11 protein-coding genes are annotated in these 20289 nt (G+C 60.5%); 6 read left to right on the top strand and 5 right to left on the bottom strand.

Going from position 1 to position 20289, the window contains the following annotated elements; genetic code table 11:
- Position 1: 1 nt before the first annotated feature.
- Positions 2–4630, bottom strand: a complete 4629-nt coding sequence (locus ACILSO_RS07535; protein ID WP_395736767.1) for a protein kinase domain-containing protein — start codon at positions 4628–4630, stop codon at positions 2–4.
- A gap of 152 nt (positions 4631–4782) precedes the next feature.
- Between ACILSO_RS07535 and ACILSO_RS07530 the strand changes: the two genes are divergently transcribed.
- Entirely contained in the window at positions 4783–7440 is a 2658-nt protein-coding gene (locus tag ACILSO_RS07530; RefSeq protein WP_395736766.1) for a PSD1 and planctomycete cytochrome C domain-containing protein, read from the top strand.
- Here ACILSO_RS07530 and ACILSO_RS07525 read toward each other — a convergent pair.
- A complete protein-coding gene (locus ACILSO_RS07525; RefSeq protein WP_395736765.1) occupies positions 7437–8153 on the bottom strand; it encodes a hypothetical protein in 717 nt (238 codons plus the stop codon). The genes ACILSO_RS07530 and ACILSO_RS07525 overlap by 4 nt on opposite strands.
- Before the next feature lie 206 nt (positions 8154–8359).
- Here ACILSO_RS07525 and ACILSO_RS07520 point away from each other — a divergent pair, with 206 nt between their 5' ends.
- Genes ACILSO_RS07520 through ACILSO_RS07505 form a run of 4 tightly spaced genes read left to right on the top strand, consistent with a single transcriptional unit; the run spans position 8360 to position 13040 of the window.
- Positions 8360–8632, top strand: coding sequence for a WXG100 family type VII secretion target (locus ACILSO_RS07520; RefSeq protein ID WP_395736764.1), 273 nt, complete (start codon positions 8360–8362; stop codon positions 8630–8632).
- A gap of 42 nt (positions 8633–8674) precedes the next feature.
- Positions 8675–9172 (top strand): hypothetical protein, encoded by a 498-nt coding sequence (locus tag ACILSO_RS07515; protein WP_395736763.1) that lies wholly within the window; start codon positions 8675–8677, stop codon positions 9170–9172.
- Between the two features lie 39 nt (positions 9173–9211).
- Positions 9212–9412 carry a hypothetical protein gene (locus ACILSO_RS07510; protein WP_395736762.1) on the top strand — a complete coding sequence of 67 codons (201 nt, stop codon included), beginning with the start codon at positions 9212–9214 and terminating at the stop codon, positions 9410–9412.
- Positions 9396–13040, top strand: coding sequence for an FtsK/SpoIIIE domain-containing protein (locus tag ACILSO_RS07505; protein ID WP_395736761.1), 3645 nt, complete (start codon positions 9396–9398; stop codon positions 13038–13040). Before ACILSO_RS07510 ends, ACILSO_RS07505 begins: the two co-directional genes overlap by 17 nt.
- A 274-nt stretch (positions 13041–13314) precedes the next feature.
- Here the strand turns inward: ACILSO_RS07505 and ACILSO_RS07500 are convergent, their stop codons facing one another.
- From ACILSO_RS07500 to mutL, 3 genes are all read right to left on the bottom strand, one after another.
- Positions 13315–16248, bottom strand: a complete 2934-nt coding sequence (locus tag ACILSO_RS07500; RefSeq protein ID WP_395736760.1) for a response regulator — start codon at positions 16246–16248, stop codon at positions 13315–13317.
- A 125-nt stretch (positions 16249–16373) separates the two neighbouring features.
- Positions 16374–17504, bottom strand: a complete 1131-nt coding sequence (locus ACILSO_RS07495) for an alpha/beta hydrolase (protein ID WP_395736759.1) — start codon at positions 17502–17504, stop codon at positions 16374–16376.
- Between the two features lie 207 nt (positions 17505–17711).
- A complete protein-coding gene (mutL, locus tag ACILSO_RS07490; protein WP_395736758.1) occupies positions 17712–19664 on the bottom strand; it encodes a DNA mismatch repair endonuclease MutL in 1953 nt (650 codons plus the stop codon).
- Positions 19665–19801: 137 nt separating this feature from the next.
- On the opposite strand from mutL, the gene ACILSO_RS07485 reads away from it, so the two are divergent.
- Positions 19802–20134 (top strand): HesB/IscA family protein, encoded by a 333-nt coding sequence (locus tag ACILSO_RS07485; RefSeq protein ID WP_395736757.1) that lies wholly within the window; start codon positions 19802–19804, stop codon positions 20132–20134.
- The last annotated feature ends 155 nt before the right edge of the window (positions 20135–20289 follow it).

Below are 20289 nucleotides of genomic sequence, written 5' to 3'. Positions count from 1 at the left end.
GTTATCGTATAACCTTCACGTCGGGCCGCTTTTTCTCAAAGGCGTCCACCCCGGCGCTGGTAAAACCAGTGCCGGGCGGGCCGATGGGAGCGCCGTCAGAATGTCGTGTCTCAAGTGTCTTCAGGGAGCGAATTCCCGCAATTTCCTGCAGTCCTGCGTCGGTGATCTGGGTGTTGAATATCGTAAGATGCTCCAGGTTTTTGAATGTCTTTAGGGTGGAAATGCAGGTGTCCGTCACTTTTGTTTCGCCCAGCCCCAGTCGAGTGAGGCTTTTGAGGCCTTCGAGTTGGGCAAGCTTCATATCGTCCACTTGCGTTCCCACCACGCCCACGTCCATGAGGCCTTTGAGGTTTTTGAGACTCTCCAAGGATTTTGCCTCGATGTTTTTGCCTCCCCAAAAGTCAATGCGCTGCAGGCTTGGAAACTTTTGTGAAAGGAGTGGCAGCACGTCATCCCGCACCCGGTCGTTCGTCGCAGCGGTAAAAACCTCCAGCTTGGGCAGCAACGGCATCGCAGCGACCATCTCAGCATTGATTTTTGCACCGAAACTCAGGTATCGCAGGTTCTTCATGCTGCTGAAAACACTCAGTGCGGCTTTGTCGGTAATGAACAACCCCAGCAGATCCAAGTGCTGAATGGGGGCATTCTCCAGCACTGCCAGGTCACCCGCGGCAAGGATGTCTCCTGGAAAAGACAATTCTTCCAGCGTCGGGATCTGGCACAAAGCCCGCAAGGCCGCTTGAGTCAGCCTGCCGTGCGGCAGGCTGATCCTGCGCACATCCTCCAGTCCCAGCAGACGCATGATCTCCTGATCCGTGATGCGTGACCAGTCTTCCTCTTTGGGCGGAGAGCACTGGAGCTTGCGCACGAAGAACTTCTCCTTCGGCAGCAGCGCCTGACTTTGGATCACCTGTTCCGCTTTGCCGGGTTCTTGGATGGTCACGCTGGTGCCGCCACCCTGCGCCGCAAACGACAGCACCCATTCGGCGGCCTCCCGTTCGGTGAAGGCATTCTTGGGTTTGGCGATCTTGCCCGGCTTCGCCGAGGGGGCCATCCGCTCGCTCTTGTCCGCCTCAGGCTTCGCCGTGGCAGAGCCGCCCGCACCGGCTGCCACTAGGGCAGGGGAGTCATTCGCAGATGCGTCGGCGAGCTTCTCGCGATACTCACGCACGGTCTTGGCATCCGCCACGCGGTCTTTCTGCGTCAGGTTGGATTCGAGTTGTTTGAGACGCAGCGCCAAGGGAGTGATGAGCGTTTGCAGATTCGTGCTGCGTGCGGCGGCGATCTTTGCATAAGCCTCGCGATAGATCGCGCGCAGCCCTTTCAGTGTCGCTGAGATTTCCGTGCCATCCTCGGCAGGGATGGGCCGCTTGTCCGCGATCAGCTTCTTTTCCGCCTCAAGCGCCAGCACGCCATCCAGATGCCCGGCAGTTTTCTCCTCGCTGATCTTGCGGTCAATGCCGCCGCTGTACCCGGCATTCAGCTTCGCCACACCAGCCTCGAAGGGCGCGGTGACACGCTCCGCTTTCAGTTTCACAAACTGCTCATGCAGCACCGCCAGTTCGGGGATCTCCACTGCGCTTTGCATCACCTTCTGCCGCTCCGCCTCGTTCTTTTCCTGCGCCACCAGAGCGGCCCGCGTGTCATTGCCTTTCGCATCCACTCCCACGATTTTCAGAGCTTCGGCTTCGGGCAGTCCATCCAGATTGATCACTTCGATGTCGAAGAGTCTGCCTTTGAAATTGTTGATGATCATCAGCCCGCCATCCCGGATTTGATCGTCTTCGATCGAAGCCTGTAGCTTGTCCTCATCCGTGCGGACCACCAGGCGGTTGCCAATCGCGCAAAATTCATACTTCCGACTGGGCCGCTCTGCACCCGTCAAGGCGAACGCGGTGAGGGATTGATTCGGGTTTTTCTCATTCGATTGATTCCAGCGGGAGATGCTGGTGGGATTGATTGAGTAATAGGCTCTGTTGTCTAGATCACGCAGTCGCGCAGTCAGCATGCCCCCTGTGTCCAGGCTGAAACGAATGCCGCAGTTCTTGGGGCGTCCGATCTGAGTGATGGCTCCAATATGGGCGCTCTTGGTCGAGATCAGGACTCCATTGTCCCAAGTCACACCACTGTCCGGCTTCAGCAGATTCGCGGGCAGATCTTCCCGCTTGGTGAAAACCTTCACCCATTGCCCCACAGGAAACTTGGGATCGGCAGACTTGGACGCAGCAGAACCACTCACAGGCGTGGGCGCAGCACCAGTCATAGCAGTCGCAGATCCGGTCGTCGGGCTGGGACTTGCGGCAGGGACGACGGGCGGGGGAGAAGGCGCGGGTGCAGATGTTGGGGCAGCACCTGGCGCCACCGCTGCCGCCGCCACCTGCGCAGGCTTCGGCAGGCGCCAGATTTGCACGAGGTTGTTTTCGCCACCGGAAGGCACCTGATCATGCCTGATGCGAATCACCGCAAAGTCACCGTTCGGCGAGCCGGTGCATTCGCCAAGGTATTCGTCCGGACGTGTCAGCGGCAGGTGGGCTAGCAGCCGGCCGCTGCTGCGCTCCCACACTTTGAGCCCCCGCATCTTATGGTCAGTCGCCCCGCCGGCGTCCCCCATGCAAATCAAATCGGTGCCCGCAAAACACAGTGTAGCGTTGGAGGTCGGTGAACCCTCCAAATTGATCACGCGCCTTCGCTGCTGGGTATCCCAGACGCCCAGCTTGCCGGAATCTGCCGCGACAAGCCACCGGCCATCGGGACTCAGGGCGCTGTACCATTCGGCAAGTTCAGCCACAAAGGTCTCGGCCTTACCTGGTGTGCCGAGCTTCATCAGAAATGAGCCGCCTCTTCCGGTGGAGATGAATTCCTGGTCGTTCAACGCGTGCGTCGTATAACCGATCATGTCGCCCTGACCTTCCCAGGTGTGTGTCGGTGCGTTCCGGCCCTCTTCGAAACACACGAAGGTCGACTGCTTGGAGTCTGGTTTTCTCACCCTTGCCACGAGGGTCTTTCCCGAGGGGGCCAGTGCGATGAATTGATAGCCCGTGTCCTGCCCGCTGGTGGGGATGGTCCAGTCCTGGATCAGCGCGCCCGTGGCTGTTTCACGCAGGCTGATTTTTGCCTCTGTGGCCCCCATCTGGCTGCCAAGGGGCTTCCCGCCCGGACCCCGCAGATAATAAACGGCAAAGCGGGTGCCATCCCGGGTCAACGCCGCCGCGAAGTAGCCGCCGCCGTCACTCATCGTCCACTTTGGCCGGCCAGTCTCGATGTCCACCAGTGCGATTTGCGGAGAGGAGAAGGCCAGCATCCTGCGGTTGTCAGGGAGCACCAGGCTCGTTTTCAAGAAGCCTCCCCGCACCTCAAACTCCTTCATGAACCCTGCTTCACCCGCTGCCAGCGGCTTGGCTGGGGCCACACTTACCGCAGGCGCTGCCGCAGGTCGTTGCGCGTCGGATGCAGCCGTGGCCGTTACAACCTGCGCCGTCCCCTCCGGCTTCGCCGCCTTCTTGCCTCCCATCATCAGGAATGCACCAACGCCAATGGCCGCCACGGCACCGATGCCTATAAAGAGCGGCGCCTTGGATTTGCCCGCCGTGTCCTTCGCCGGTGCCGGGCTGGCAGGCTGCTGCATCGCAGGCTTCTGCTGCGGCCCTTTGCCGGCGGGCTTCTGGACAGCGCTGCGTGGCGCGGGCGCCTGCGCCACCTCCGCCATCGGAATCGCTGCGCTCACCGGCGCATTTTTTTGCACCAGCGGCACACTGAGGATGGTGTCCAGCTCACGCCGCAGCTCTGCACTGCTCTGGTAGCGCTGCTCGCGGTCATACTGCATCGCCTTGAGGATGATGTGATCAAAGCGCACATCCGTGCCCGGACTGATGACCGAGGCCGGATGCCACGCCCCTCGCGGGATCTGGCCGGTCAGCATCTGGTACAGCATCACTCCTACGGCATACAAATCGGCCCTTCCGTCCACCTTTGAGCCGAGCATCAGCGCTTCAGGGGCCACGTAGTCCGGCGTGCCCATCGCGTAGCCGGTCTTCGTCAGACCATGGCTGCCAGGGTCTTCGATCTTGGCGAGTCCGAAGTCAGCCACCTTTACCTGCCCCTTCATGTTAATGAGCACATTGGCCGGCTTGATGTCCCGATGTACGATGCCAAGCTCATGCGCGGCAGCGAGCGCATCGCACACATGGGCCGTGATCGCAAGCGCATGCTCCGGCGGCAGCTTTTTCTGTGCGCTGATCATCTGCTGCACATCACTGCCGTCCACATATTCCATGGCAAAGTACAGGAGCCCGGAGCTGGTCTTGCCGAAGTCATACACGCTGACAACGGCGGGATGATTGAGCCGTGCCATGAGCTTCGCTTCGCTCTTGAAGCGTTCGGCAAAGCTGGGGTCTTCCTTTTCCACCCCGGGTGGTAAAATTTTGATCGCGACGGGCCGGTCCAGATTCGTCTGCACTCCACGATACACCGCGCCCATGCCGCCACGGCCCAGCAGCTTCTCAATCGCGTAGCCGGGCATCAGTGCCTGAAGCTCCGCGGCGGTTGGCGGCTCCCAGCGGAAATTCCCGCCGGTCGTGCGCGGAGATGGCGTCTCTGAGGCAGAAGAGGGGAGGGCAGATTCGTCTGTCATTCAAAAGGCTATTTACGAATCGCTGCATACATGGCAAGCGCCGTATTAAGAGCAAAACGCATATCAGTTTCCATGCCTTGGCATAAAAAACGCTGGCTTGCTTGATCAGTCAGCCATGCAAGAGCGCTCCACGTGCCCCCGTATTCCACCGCATGATTTTCAGCCCCCATTCAAACCTCGCCCTCGTGCTGCTGGCAGTCGCGCCCGCCTGGGCTGCGGCAGCTCCTGTGATGTTTGAGAAAGACGTGCGCCCCATCCTCAAAACGCACTGCTTTCAGTGCCATGGAGAGGACGGCGAAATGAAGGGCGGGCTCGATGTCCGCCTCGCGCGCTTCATTCTCAAAGGCGGCAAGGACGGCCCCGTGATCGTTCCCGGAAAAGTGGCGGAGAGTCATCTCCTCGATCTCGTCAAAAAAGGCGAAATGCCGAAGGGAAAGACCAAGCTCAAGGACCAGGACATCGCCACCCTCGAAGCCTGGGTCGCCCAAGGTGCCAAGACCGCCCGCCCCGAGCCCGAGAAGCTCGGCCCCGAACACGCGTTCACCGATGAAGAGCGCGGTTGGTGGTCCCTCCAGCCCATCACGAATCCCAAGGTTCCAAGTTCTCCACAGACCGCCAAGCCCAAACTCGGCATCGATGCCTTCATCGCCGCCAAGCTTTCGGAAAAAGGCCTGTCCTTCTCGCCCGAAGCCGATCCCGTCACCTTCATCCGCCGCGCGACCTTTGATCTCATCGGCCTCCCTCCCACGCCTCAGGAGGTGGACGAGTTCGTCGCTGCTTACATCAAGGATCCAGAATCGAGCATCCAGCATCTGGTCGATCGCCTGCTTGCCTCCCCGCACTACGGCGAGCGCTGGGGCCGCCATTGGCTCGATGCCGCAGGCTATGCCGACAGCGAAGGCTTTGGCGAAAAGGACCTCGAGCGCCCCTGGGCCTGGAAGTATCGCGACTACGTCATCAACGCGCTCAACAAGGACAAGCCCTTCGACCAGTTCATCCGCGAGCAGCTTGCCGGAGATGAGATGGTGCCGCAGCCGTACAAAGACCTCGCGCCAGACGCCATCGAAAAACTCGCCGCCACCGGTTTCCTCCGCATGTCGCCAAACGGCACTGGAGAGACGAGCGATCTCGCCACGAGAAACGCCAACATCGCCGACACACTCAAGATGGTGGGCACCTCCCTCTACGGCCTCACCATCGGTTGCGCCCAATGCCACGATCACCGCTATGACCCCATTTCCCAGGCGGATTACTATCGCCTTCGTGCGGTGTTCGAGCCTGGTTTCGACACCAAGGCATGGCGCAGTCCCGCCGGTCGCCTCGTCTCTCTGCAGACAGAAAAAGAAGCTGCGGAAGCCGCCAAAATTGAAGCAGAGGCCAAGAAGATCGACGCCGCCCGTCTGGCCAAAGGCGAGGAGTTCATCACGGAGGTTCTCGAAAAGGAGCTCGCCAAGGCCCCCGAGAAAGACCGCGACTCCCTCCGCACCGCCTACCGCACCGAAGTGAAAAAGCGCACCGCAGATCAGACCAAGCTCCTCAAAGCCTGGCCGCGCGTGAACCAGCTTAGCGCCGGCTCCCTTTATCTCTACGACACCACCTACAAAACCAAGCACGCCGATGAACTGAAGAAGATGACGGAGGAAGCCTCCGCCGTGCGCGCCACCAAGCCGAAGCAGGAGTTCCTTCACGCTTTCACCGAACTGCCCAAGAAACCTGAGGCCGTGCCTGCCACTTACATTTTCAACCGCGGTCAGTTTGACCAGCCGAAGGAGCAGGTGAAGCCGAGCGATCTCACCGTGCTCGCCGCCTTCCGCAAGATCGACATCCCCGAGAAAAACGCCGCGCTCGCCACCACTGGCCGCCGCCTTGCCCTCGCCACCGAACTTACCGATGGCAAGCATCCTCTCGTCGCCCGCGTCATGGTGAACCGCATCTGGATGCACCACTTTGGCAAAGGAATCGTCGCCAGTGCAGGGGACTTCGGCCAGCTCGGCAGCAAGCCCACCCACCCCGAGCTCCTTGACTGGCTGGCCTCAGATTTCGTGGCGCGTGGCTGGAGCATGAAGCAGCTGCACCGCCAGATCATGACTTCCCGCACCTACCGTCAGGCCTCCACCCGCGATGCCACCCGCGACCGCATTGATCCCGACAATGCTTATCTCAGCCGCATGAACGTCCGCCGCCTCGAGGCCGAAATCCTGCGCGACAGCCTCCTTGCCGTCAGCGGCAAGCTCAATCCCCAGGTCGGCGGCAAGCCCGTACCTGTCATGTTCAACGAGGAAGGTCAGGTCGTCATCGGCATCGACACCACCGACACCGCCGGCCGTCCTTCCGGCAAAGTTGTCCCGCTCAATGGTGATGAGTTCCGCCGCAGCATCTACGTGCAGGCCCGCCGTTCCCGTCAGCTCGAAATGTTCGCCACCTTTGACGCCCCCATCATGGAGCCGAACTGCGATGCACGCACCGTCACCACCGTCAGCCCCCAAAGCCTCCTGCTGATGAACAGCACCACCATGCGCGTCCATGCCCAGCAGTTCGCCCAGCGTCTCCAGGCCGAGGGCGGCAAGGATACGGCGGACCAGGTGCGCTACGCCTTCAAACTGGTGAATGGCAAGGCTCCTTCGGAATCAGAAGTGCAGCAGAGCGTTGAGTTCGTGCAGGCCCAGACGGAGTTTTACAAAGCCAATCCCACTCCGCTCGAAGTGCAGCTCGGCGCCCCTGCCAAGACTCCTGGAGACCCCGCCTTTCTCGGTCTCACCGCCCTCTGCCACGCCCTGCTCAGCTCCAATTCGCTGCTTTACGTGGACTAGCCTTCAGCGGTCACCCAGTCCGTGTTTTCCAGTTCCAGCGTTGGCGAAAACACGGCGAGCGGAAACGGCTTTTCCTCATCCGAGGACCACGAGTTTTCTGGCTCCGTGAAAAACTGAAACGCAATTTTCACCCGGCCATCGTGGCTCAGGGAGATCGCTTTCGGTGTCAGAGTGACGGCCCGGCATTCCTGCAGCGGATGCGGCGGTGTCAGAAGACCCGCCTCTGCAGCGGCGACCAGATTTTCGTATCGGGAGATGAACTGCTGCCACTGCGCCACCTGGATTTCGGATGGACCATCACCGCATCCATTCAGCGACACCTCCCGTCCGGTGGGCAGCAGGGGTGTGGAGTGCCAGGTCTTAAAATGGGGCACGCTCTCATAGTCACCAAGGATGGCGTGGGTGCCCGGCAGACGTTCCTCCTGCCGTTTGCGCCGGGCAGATTGATACAAGGAGAGCGTCGCGAGAAGAACTCCAAAGATAGCGGCAGATTTAAGAACCACGTGCGCTGCGGCCAGTTCTGGAGGCTCAAAAGGGAACCCATGCACCGGCATTTTTAACCCTGCGGCTCCTTTTCTGACGAGCCATGCCACAAAAAAGAGCGCGGCCCCCAGAATGCAGACTGTCAGAAATCCAGACACAAAGACCACCAGCCACCCGCGCACCGTTGGCTGCCCAAAAGCGCTGGCCTTATGGGATCGGGATGCCTTCATCGCGATGGATGCGGTTCTGGAGTCAGGGAGATTCTTGAAACCATCGGATTAAATTTTTATTCAATGGTGCATGACGATGTCGAGTTTTTTCGCTATCGAATAAAACGGGCTGTCATCGGTGTAGGCGTTAAGCCCATCTGGTTCTACCCATCCAAATTGCTCGCAAAACCATTCGTCATTCCTCATTCTCCCTTCATCATCTTTCCATGGCTCAGGCAATCATGAATCCCGAGGAGGTCCGGCGCTTTGCGCAGGAGTTGAAACGTTTCAATACGGACATGCAGCAGCGCTCCGCCTCCCTGCAGAGCCGCTTCGCCGCCCTCGGCGAGACCTGGCAGGACGCCGAGCATGAAAAATTCGCCGCTGAGTTCAACACCACCATGAAAGCCATCAAGCGCTTCATGGAAATGTCCGAACAGCACACCCCCTTCCTCCTCCGCAAAGCTCAGCGCATCGAGGAATACCTTTCCCAGCGTTAATGATCCAGAGCCCCAAACCAGGAACAAGGAACCAGAAAAGACATGGCTGACCAGGCACGCATTTCCAATCTCGACTCCATCGAGGCCTTTCGCGCTGCTCTCATCGTCTTCATCAGCAAGACCCGTGTCACGCTCGATTCCGTTCAGGATTCCGTGAAAAAAACGCGCGGATGGCTGCAGTCTGAGCAGCCCGCTTTCTGGGCCACCCAGATCCGCCAGCGGCAAAACAAGCTCGATCAGGCCCAGCAGGAGCTCATGACCGCCCGCATGTCTGAGTTTGTGGAGAATCCCGCCTTCCAGCAGATGGCGGTGCGCAAAGCCCGCGCCGCCCTGGAGGAGGCTCAGGAAGGGGCCAAGCGCACCAAAGCCTGGGGGCGTGACTTTGACCGCACCGTCGATCCTCTTGCCCGCAAAGTCGACTCCCTCCGCGACTACCTGGAAAACGATCTCGCCAAAGCCGTGGCCTACCTTGTGGAAATTCAGAAAATACTTCAGGCCTACAACGAAACCCCGTCGCCTTCGTCGAGTTCTCCTTCCTGACCTCCCTCCACCGTTTGCTTTCCACCGGCCGCTGTTTCCATGAATCTCATCCAAAACGCCCGCGAACTCTCCGAGCACTGGCATGCCACCAAGGCGCACTGGCGCGATGCCAAGGCTCTGGAGTTTGAAAAAAACTATCTTGAGCCCCTGCCGGGTCTCATCACCAAGACCGGCACGATGATCAACGAACTCGAAAATCTGCTCCGCAAGATCCGCAAAGACTGTGAACAGCACCCTTGACCTCCGCTCCTCGCGCATTGTTTCTCTCTTCAACACCTTGCGCGAGGCCATAGGTGGCTTTGCCACGCGCAGCGAACAGATCGCCCGCGAGATCCGCTCCAAGCGCTACACCGCAGAGCAGAATCACATCCAGCAGTTGGAGGCCTTCGACGCTCATCACACGAGCACGGTCGATGCCGCCGCTGCGGAATGGGATGAGTATGCCAAGACCATCCACGCGCGCCATGCCCGTCGCACCACCTCGTTCAAGCGCTACGAAGACCGCATCCGCCGCGATCTCCAGGCCATGACTCAGAAGGAGCGCGAGCGCTGGCTCGGACGTCAGCAGATGCGCCGCGTCCATGCGGATTCAGTTCGCAAACGCGGCCTGCAGCAGCTGGATGAAGACACCAATGCCCTTCTCGCGCGTCTGAATGCCGCCAAAGACCGCCTCCTCGTCGTGCTGAAGGCCACGGGCGAGCGCCTTGGTCGCAAGGCCGCCCCTGAGCCTGATGCCGCCCTCACGCTCGCGGACATCCCCGCCCGCATTGCCACCATCGAAGCACACGCGCAGAATCTCGAAGAGCAGATCGGTGCCGGCAAGGGGGGCGGCATGTTCAAGATGTTCTCCAAGCCCCGCGTGGATTTGCAGGAGCTCAGCCTCGCGGTGCTGGACTACGAAACCTGCCTGCTGGAGCTCAATGCCGCCAAGGATGCCGCAGCCGCCCAGCTCCAGGCGGATTATGAAAACACCGACGCCCAGGTCACTGCCGAGTGGAACCGTGCCGACGAGGTGGCGGACAAATTCCGCAACGCCATGCTCAAGCGTCTGGCCACTCAGATCCCCGCCTGTCTCGCCCGCAATGAGCGCCTTCTTGCGCGCAATCTTCATCGCTTTGAAGTGCAAAAAGCCGCCGCCCTCGCCCAGGTCAGCGGTCCGCTCGCCCAGCACCGGCAGCAGCTTGTCGATCAGCACACCGAGTCCATGACCGCCATGCAGACCACCGCTCAGCAGCGCTGGACTGCCCTGCAGAAGGAATGGGAGCAGAAAGTTCCGCCCTTGCTCGCCGCTGTCGATGAGGTCCAGCAGGCCGCCTCCGCGAAGCTCGAACCCTGGACCTCCAGCTACACGCCTCATTCGCACTTTCCACACGCCGTGCGCTTCGGCGCTCTCAACCTGGATCTCAGCACCTCCGCGGCCTTGTTCGCCAAGGAGACGCCTCTCAGCCTCAGCGGCCACGAGCACATCTCTCTCCCGCTCGCTCTCGCCTTCCCACAGGAGGGCTCTCTCCTCATCGAGACCGACGACGACGGCGGCAAATGGGTGTCTGATGTCATGAACGAGGTCATCTTCAGCCTCTTCACCAAGGCTCCTCCGGGCAAGGTCCACTTCACCATCATCGATGCCGTCGGCCTCGGTCAAAATTTCGCCGGCCTCATGCACCTGGCCGACTACGAGCCTGCCCTCATCAACCGCCGCATCTGGACCCAGCGCGAGCACATCGAGGAGCGCCTCGCCGAGCTCAATGAGCACGTCGAGAAGGTCATCCAGATGTACCTGCGCAACGAGTACGCCACCATCACCGAATACAACGAGCAGGCCGGCAGCGTGGCGGAGAAGTACCACTTCCTCGTCATCGCCGGACTGCCCGCCGCCTTCAATGAAACCGCCATGGCGCGCCTGAAAAGCATTGTCATGAGCGGTGCGCGCTGCGGCGTGTTTGTCCTCATTCATTGGGACCGCCGCCAGCCTTTGCCGGAAGGACTCAGTGCGGACGACCTGCGCAAAAACTGTGTGCGTCTCGTGCGTGAAAAGGGCGTCGTCAGCTTCAGCGGCATCAAAACCCTGGAACTTGATCCCCCGCCGCCTGACGCCGTCGCTGCCGACCTCGCTCATCAGATTGGCCAGGCCAGCATCGACTCCAACCGGGTCCAGGTCCCCTTCAGCGTCGTCACGCCCAAGGAGATGTGGTCCGAAAGCACCACGAGTGAGCTCAAAATCGCCATCGGCCGCACTGGCGCCACCAAGCTGCAATACCTCGCCATTGGCAAAGGCACCCGCCAGCATGCCCTGCTCGCCGGTAAAACCGGTTCCGGCAAGTCCACGCTGCTCCACATCATCATCACCAATCTCGCCCTCACCTGCAGCCCCGACGAGATCGAGTTCTACCTCATCGACTTCAAAAAAGGCGTTGAGTTCAAATGCTACGCGGATGCCCGGCTTCCCCACGCCAAGGTTATCGCTATTGAGAGCGATCGCGAATTCGCCCTCAGCGTGCTTCAGCGCATCGATGAAGAACTCCGCCGTCGCGGCGAACTCTTCCGCAAGGCCGGCGCACAGGATCTGGCTGGCTACAAACGCGTCCCTGGCGGTGAGCCCATGCCGCGCTCCATGCTCATCATCGATGAGTTCCAGGAGTACTTTACCGAAGACGATTCCGTGGCCCAGGGTGCCGCCTTGCTGCTGGACCGCATCGTGCGCCAGGGCCGCGCCTTTGGCATCCATGTCTTCCTCGGTTCCCAGACTCTCGGAGGTGCCTACACCCTCGCCCGCACCACCCTCGGCCAGATGGTCATCCGCATCGCCCTTCAGTGCAATGAGGCAGACGCAGCCCTCATCATGGACGACACGAACACCGCGCCCCGGCTCCTCTCCCGCCCGGGTGAAGGCATCTACAATGACGCCGCCGGCGCTGTCGAAGGGAACAGCCCCTTCCAGGTCGTCTGGCTCACCGACGAAGAACGGGACGCCAACTTGGTCAAAGTCTCCCAGCTTTCCAAGGAACGCGGCTTCGACAAAAAGCGCCCCATCGTCTTCGAAGGCAACATGCCCGCGGACGTTCGCGACAACACCCTTCTCGCCGCGGCTCTCGCCATTCCCTCTGTCAAAGTCCCGGTCGATCCCAAATGCTGGCTTGGCATGCCCAATGCCATCAAAGGCCCCACCGAGGCCATGTTCCCACGCCAGAGCGGCCGCCACCTTCTTCTCGTCGGTCAGAACGACGAAGCCGTCGCCGCCATCATGGGCCTCGGCATCCTTGCCCTTGCCGCTCAGCATCCGCGCGATCGCGCCCCCAAGTTCTACCTCGTGCACAGCGCCCTTTCCGGCACGCCCGACTGCGAATTTCTCGAGAGCATCGCCCAGGGCCGTGCGCAGATTTCCCAGGGCCATGAAGCGCCCGAATTCATCAACGAAATCCACGCCGAAATGCGCCGTCGCAACGACGAAGGTGCGTCCGGAGATCCCCCCATCTTCCTCTTCATTCTCGGTCTGCAGAAGTTCCGCAAGCTCCGCTACGAAGACGACTTCTCCTTCGGCGGAGACGATGCTCCCAAGCCCGGAAACCAGCTCAACGACATCATCTCCGAAGGCCCGCCCGTCGGCGTCCATCTCATCACCAGCCTGGACACTCTCAACAATGTCAACCGCTCCATCAGCCGCAAGGCCGTGAGCGAGCTCGGCATGCGCGTCCTCTTCCAGATGAGCGCCAACGACTCCGCCAGCCTGATCGACTCTCCCAAAGCCAGCACCCTTGGTCTCCACCGCGCCCTCTTCTACAGCGAACACGAATCCCGCCTCGAAACCTTCCGGCCCTTTGCTCTGCCGGACCCCTCTTGGGTCCAGGAAACTCTTCAATCCTTCGCATGAGCGATTGCTGATTAATCACGTTTTAATGACGCTTTAATCACGGTTTATTGACGGATGAGAGCATCGCAAAGCGGTTCTCCCTCTCCCCACCCCTGACACACAACGTCATCTATATTTTCCTCTGGGGAATCGCAGCGAAGCGAAGATAGACTGCCGCAGGCAGCCCAAAGGGCGAACGCAGTGAGTCAAAGGGCAGGGGTGAGGGTTCGCCTTCATCTCCGCGCGACTTCTAGCGACGGTTTATCAGCTCACGTTCGCGAAGATCTGCCCCCGCTCACTCAAGCTCCTTCTCAAACGCCAGCAGCTCCTCCCGCAGCCGCGCCACTTCCTCGGTCACCACGGCCAGAATCTTCCCCGCCTGCAGCAGATTGCCCGTCCTCGTGCATTCCGTCAGGGCGGACACCGCGTTGAAGGCCGGCGTCGCCGCATAGTTGCCCACCAGTCCCTTCAGCGAATGCGCGGCGTGGTGCAGCGCTTCGCCATCCAGATTGTGCAGCGCCAGGCAGGCATTGCCCAGCATTGGCTGCGACTCTTCGCAAAACAGCCGGATCAGCTCCACCATCAGCGGGCCGTCTCCAATGTTGTCGCTGAACGTCGCCGCATCAAACACCGGCTCGTTGCACGCGATGCCATAGGGCAGAATCTCCGTGGGTTCGTGGCTGAGATCCGCATACTTTTCCAGCAGCGGATAAAGCTCCCCGGCATGGATGGGTTTCGCAATGTAGTCGTCCATTCCCGCCGCAAGGCACTGCTCCCGGTCGCCCTTCATCGCATTCGCCGTCATCGCAATGATCGGCACATGCTTTCCTGTCCCGATCTCGCCCTGCCGGATCGCTGCCGTGGCCTCCAGCCCGTTCATCTCCGGCATCTGAATGTCCATCAGGATCGCGTCAAACTCGTGCGTGGCCAGGATCGCCAGCGCCTCGCGGCCATTGTTCGCCAGCGTCACCTCATGGCCCCGGTCCTCCAGCATTTTGATCGCCACCAGCTGGTTCACCCGCCCGTCTTCCGCCAGCAGCAGCTTCATCGGCACCACGCCCTGATGTCCGTCAGGTTCATGGTGTGCTCCGGTTCTTTCGTCGGCGATCACCCCTCCCATCGCACGGCTGATTGCATCAAACAAATCCGAATGCTTCACCGGCTTTGTCAGGCAGCGCTCATAGCCCAGGTCTTCATCTCCGAGCTGCGCGGTCAAATTTCCGCCCGAGGAAAGAATCAGAATCTTCGGCGCTCCGCTGCCCAGGCGTTCTTTGACCTGCCGGCACACTTCCGCACCGTCCATCTCCGGCATCATGTAGTCCAGCAGCATCAGCGGGATCGGCCTGGATTCACGGCGTGCTTCCTCCAAAATCTCCATCGCGTCGGCGCCGCTTGCCGCCAGGATCGGCCGCAGTTCCCAAGTCTTGAGCATCTCCTCCAGGATCGTGCGGTTCGTCGCATTGTCATCCACCACCAGCACCTTGAAATCTCGCAGTTTCTCCGGCAGCAGCCTTGCCGCATCCGGCTTGGGTGTGCCCAGGTCAAACAACGCTGTAAAATGAAAGGTGCTTCCTTTGCCGGGTTCGCTCTCCAGCCACATGCGCCCTTTCATCAGCTCCACCAGCTGCTTGGAAATCGCCAGTCCCAGTCCCGTTCCGCCAAAGCGCCGCGTCGTGGAGCTCTCCGCCTGCGTGAAGGATTCAAACACCTGCGCCTGCTTCTCTTTCGCGATCCCGATCCCCGTGTCCGAAACCTGCACGTGCAGGGACACCTGGGTCTTCGTCAGGCTCTCCACCCGCAGTTCCACCACGATCTCTCCCCGCGGCGTGAACTTGATGGCATTTCCCACCAGGTTAAAAATGATCTGCCGCAGGCGGCTGACGTCGCCAATCAGGCAGTCCGGCACATCCGGCTTCACCAGGTAGGCCAGTTCGATTTCCTTTTCCGCAGAGCGCAGCGCCAGCGTCTGCAGCGTGTCTCCGATCGCGTCCCGCAGGTCAAACTCGTGCCGGTCCAGGTCCAGCTTGCCCGCTTCGATCTTGGAGAAATCCAGGATGTCATTGAGCACCGTCATCAGGGAGTCCGCCGACTGCCGCACCAGGTTCAGGTAGCCTCGCTGGTCCGCCGTCATCCGCGTGTTCAGAAGCAGCTCCGTCATGCCGATCACTCCGTTCATCGGTGTGCGGATCTCATGGCTCATGTTTGCCAGGAAGGTGCTCTTCGCCCGGTTGGCCGCCTCCGCCGCCTCCCTTGCCATGCGCAGCTCGTCCTCGCTGTGAATACGCTGCGTGATGTTGCGCGCCGCCGCATAGATCGCCGTTTTTGTGGCGTTCGGGGCCGCGGTCCATTCGATCCACCGGTAAGTCCCGTCCCGATGCCGGTAGCGGTTGATGAAGTTCACCAGGTTCTGTCCCGAGGCCAGTTCTTCGACCGCCTCCACCGTCTTGAACCGGTCTTCCGGATGCACAAACTCCATGAAGGGCCTGCTAAGCATCTCCTTCTCAGAATACCCCAGCGTGGTGTAAAACGCCGGGTTGATCCTCTTGAAAAAACCGTCCATCCCCGCGATGCACAGCATGTCCAGCGCCACCTGAAAGAAGGGGCCCAGCCCGCTGCTGGCTTCCTCGGCCTCCCGCTTCGCCCTCACGAGTTCGTCCTCTACCCGTTCCCGCAGCGCCAGCTGCTGCTGCAGCTCCAGCTTTGTCTGCTGCAGCTCCGCCATCGACTTCTCCAGCAGCGCCTTTTGCGATGCCAGCGCGGCATTGGCCCGGTACAGCGCCTCCTCCGTCTCCTTCAGCGCCGTGATGTCCTTCGAGATGCCGCACGTGCCGATGATGCTCCCGTCCGCATCGCGCAGCGGGATCTTCGTCACCAGCGCCCAGCCCGTGCGCCCGTCCAGCAGCAGTTTCTTCTCTTCCTTGCCCGCGATCGATTTGCCCAGCCGCATCAGCTCCTGCTCATCATCAAAGGCCGCCTGCGCCAGCGATGGCTCGAAGTAGTCAAAGTCAGATTTCCCCACCACCTCCGCTGGACTCGTCGTCCCCAGATACTCGGCCTCAGAGCGGCTCACCAGCACAAACGCGCCCTGCTTGTCCTTGAAGTAAATCCGGTCGGGAATGTACTCCAGCAGGCAGCTCAGCAGCTTGTAGTGCTCCTGAACGCTGCTCAGTTTCGGCGTGCAGTCAGCGGAGTTCTCCTGCTTTGCAGTGGCTGGTTTGGCGTTGGGCATCAGTGGTCACCTGCGGGTCACCCCAACATATCACGGCGCACCCCCACGACATCAAATGCAAAATCTCTCTCTCGGCATCCGAGCGAAGCGAGTCCTCCGTAGCTTTAGCGAAGGATGGATAGCCCCTACTTCCCATACCCCTGCCACAGCCACTCCAGCGCCTCCGGCAGGATCTGCGGCTTCGCCGGGCCAATGCCATGCCCGGTGTTCAGGCAGTACACATACTGGTAGTGGTAGCCCTTCGCCTTCAGCACCTTCGCCATCCGGTTGTTCGCGTCCACCCAGTCATGCATGTTGTCCCGCATCACATTCGGGTTCAGCAGGTCGCGGTCGCCCACGGCCATCCAGATCCGCAGCGGTTTCACCGGACTCTCAGGGATGATCTTGCTGTGAAATCCCCACGCACCATCCGGCGTCTCAGGATTAAACGGCCACTGCTGGTTCACAAACGTCCCCGAAAACGTCAGCACCCGGTGATACAAATCCGGGTGATACCACGCCATCGCCAGCGCCGCCGAGCCTCCCGAGCTGTTGCCCATCGTCGCACGTCCTTCGGGATCCTTCGTCAATTTCACCCCATAATTCTTCTCCACCCGCGGCAGTACCTCGGCCTCGATGTACTCGGCATACAGCCCGCTCATCGTGTCATACTCCAGCCCGCGCTCATGCCCCTGCGCATCACCGCCGCCGCTGGAAACCATGATGGCGATCATCGCCGGCACCCGCTTCTGCGCGATCAGGTTGTCCAGCACATGCGCAAGATTCATGTCCGGCTTGCCCATGCCCGGACCATCATGCGTCACGATAAACGGCGCCGCCGTCCCTGCCACATACTGCGCCGGCACATACACCGTGACCGTGCGCTTGTAGTCAATCTTGTGCGTCTCCACGATCAGCGTCTTCGGGTTGTTCGGATCCACCGTGCCAAACACCTCCCGCGCGATGCCCGGGTTAAACAGCTTTGTCTCTTTCGAGTCGATCTGAAACTGCTGTACTTTTCCCTGCGGCACACCTTCCACCACCTTCGTCTCCGGTGCCGGCGCATACTCCGGCCCGATCACAAAATCCCCCTCCACATTCACCGGCGGCACTGCCCCCACCTTGCCATCCAGCCTAGTGAACTTCGGCGCTCCCGGCGCATCCATCGCTCTCGTCGGCGGCTGCGGCCTCTCCGGCTTCTTTTCCTTGTTCTGAGCAACAACAGGAAGGGTGATAGCCGCGAAGCCAAGGCAGAGCAGGGGACGAAATGAGATCATAAACATGGAAGGGCAGGGAACAACGTCCCCCAAAGCCACGAGTGTTCACGAAAAATGGCCGACCGCGTCGAAAGCAGTTCTCCCTCGCCCCGCCCCTGACCCACGATAACTCTTTTGATTCTCTTCGGGGAGAGGGCCGGGGTGAGGGGACGACGGAAACCAGTCATCAGCAGACTGCCTCCCTCACCACTCCCTGGAGTCCACCCTCTAACCCGGCGCTCTCCTCCCAAACTTCCTCTCCAGCTCCGACGTCGAAATCTGCACCAGCGTCGGCCTCCCATGCGGGCAGCAGTACGGCATCTCGCAAGCAAACAAATCCTTCAGCAACGCCTGCAACTCCGGAATCGAAAGCACATCATTGCTCTTCACCGAAGCCCGGCACGCTGTCGTGGCGATCGCATCCTCGCTCAGCCTAAGCGTTGACGACTTCGAGCTCAAACTGCTCAGCTCTTCGATCACCTGATCCAGCCACGCCGCCGGATCATCCGTCTTCAAAAACGACGGCAGCGTCTCCACCTTGAAAATGTTTGGCCCAAACGGCTCGATCTCAATCCCCAGCCGGTTCAGCGACGGCAGGTTCTGCTTCAAAAGGTCCGCATCCCTTGGCGTCGTCTGCAGCGTGATCGGCATCAGCAGCCGCTGGCACGGCACACCACCCGACTCCAGCGCACGGCGGAACTTCTCAAAGTTCACCCGCTCATGCGCCGCATGCTGGTCCATCATCACCAGCCCTTCTTTGCTCTCCATCAGCACATACAGCTTCTGCAGCACACCAATGATGCGAAACTCCGGCGGCGCGGCAGCAGCAGAAGAAGATGAAACCGAAGTCGAAGACGCAGTCTCCACAGCAGCTTCAGTCTCCGCAGCCTCACCATCTCCCTCCTTTGCATCTTCCGTCTCCGCCTCGGGCATCACCGTCCTCTCTGGCACCACGATCTTCTCCACCGGCTTCCTCTCCGGCGTGGCCTGCGGTGCGCTCCATGAATCCCTCGCCGCAGGAGCCACCACCGGTTGCGGCCGTGTCGGTTCCACATTGCGCAGCGGCGCCGTCGAGGCATCCACCGGCATCACAAACTGCTCCTGCCGGCTGCTCGGCACCACCGGCGTTCGCGCCGCGGTGGGGGAGGGCAGGGGACTCCGCGCCGGAGCATGCCCCGTCGGCAGCTTCGCCGCGTTCTCCAGCGTGTGGCTCACACATCGAGAGATCGCGTCACGCACGCTGTTCCCGTCGTGAAACCTCACCTCCTTCTTCGCCGGATGCACGTTCACATCAAACGCCTGCGCATCCATCTGGATGAAAAGAAACGTCACCGGATACTGCCCCTTCATCAAGGCCGTGTGGTAGCCCTCGCGCAGCCCATACGAAATGCTCGCGCTCTCGATTGGCCGCCCGTTCAGGTAGGTCGTCTGCATCTGCCGGTTGGATCGACTCATCCCCGGACCTCCAATGTACCCGGAGACCGTCACTCCATGGATCGTGGTCGCATCCACTTTCAGCAATCGCGAAGCCAGCTCATCACCCACCAGCCCGCGAATCCGCTCCAGCATGTCCCGCGTTGCCGGCAGGTGCAGCACCAGCTCGCCATTGTGCGTCAGCGTGAAGGCCACCTGGGGATTCGCAATCGCATGCAGCCGCAGCTGCTGCTCCACATGGGCAAACTCCGTATTCTCCGTCCGCAAAAACTTGCGCCGCGCAGGCACATTGAAAAACAGCGACCGCGCCTCGATCACCGTGCCCGGAGCACCGCCATGGTCCTTCACCCCCATCAGCTTTCCGCCGTTCACCTCGATCTCCGTGCCCACCAGCGCCTCCTTCTCCCGCGTCGCCAGCCGAAAGCGCGACACGCTCGCGATGCTCGGCAGCGCCTCCCCTCGAAATCCAAAAGTATGGATCGCCCCCAGGTCCTCCTTCGTCCGGATCTTGCTTGTCGCGTGCCGCTCCAGGCACAGCATGGCGTCCTCCCGGTCCATCCCGCTCCCATCATCCACAATCCGGATCATCGCGATGCCTCCGCGTTGCGCATGCACCTCAATGTGCCGTGCCCCCGCATCCAGGCTGTTCTCCACCAGTTCCCGCACCAGCGCCGCCGGCCTCTCCACGACTTCCCCGGCCGCTACCTGGCTGGCGAGTGCGTCGGGAAGAATGCGAATTTTGGCCATGAAATTTGGATAAAGTGGGGGATGACAAGCGTAGCCTCTTCTGCCACACAAGATCGTCACCTTGGATGCCGGTTGGGGATTTGCAATCTCCGCACTTCGCCGCCATCCGTCCCTTTTCTTCTCTTGTCCTGTCCCGCATGATTTCCCTCACCTCCAGCGCCGTCGAACACCTCAAATCCCTCATCGCCGAAAAGCAGGCAGATGCCTCCACGGGCCTGCGACTCCGCGTCGAAAAAGGCGGCTGCGCCGGCATGCAGTATGTTATGGGCCTGGATCACTCCACCCCAGCTGACTCCGTTCAGTCTCAAGATGGAGTCTCCATTATCATCGATCCTGAGAGCCTCTCCTTCCTTCGCGGCAGCCAGATTGACTACGTGGACTCCCTCTCAGACGCCGGTTTCAAGCTCACCAACCCCAATGCCGCCCGTAGCTGTGGTTGCGGCACCTCATTTGAGCCTCAGACCGCCTAAAGATAAACCTTGTTCACCATTTCTCATAACTTTAGTCTTCCTGATCGAAGTGACTGAAAATGAAGCAAGCTTGCTGCCAACTTATTCACAAAATTTCCTTTTCAAATTCCGTCGATATTGTAGAATTTGAATATTCCTAAGTTATAATAACTAAA

It is taken from the genome of Prosthecobacter sp. (genome assembly GCF_044226605.1).
GTDB lineage: Bacteria > Verrucomicrobiota > Verrucomicrobiia > Verrucomicrobiales > Verrucomicrobiaceae > Prosthecobacter.
This window is presented reverse-complemented; position numbering and strand designations above follow the sequence as displayed.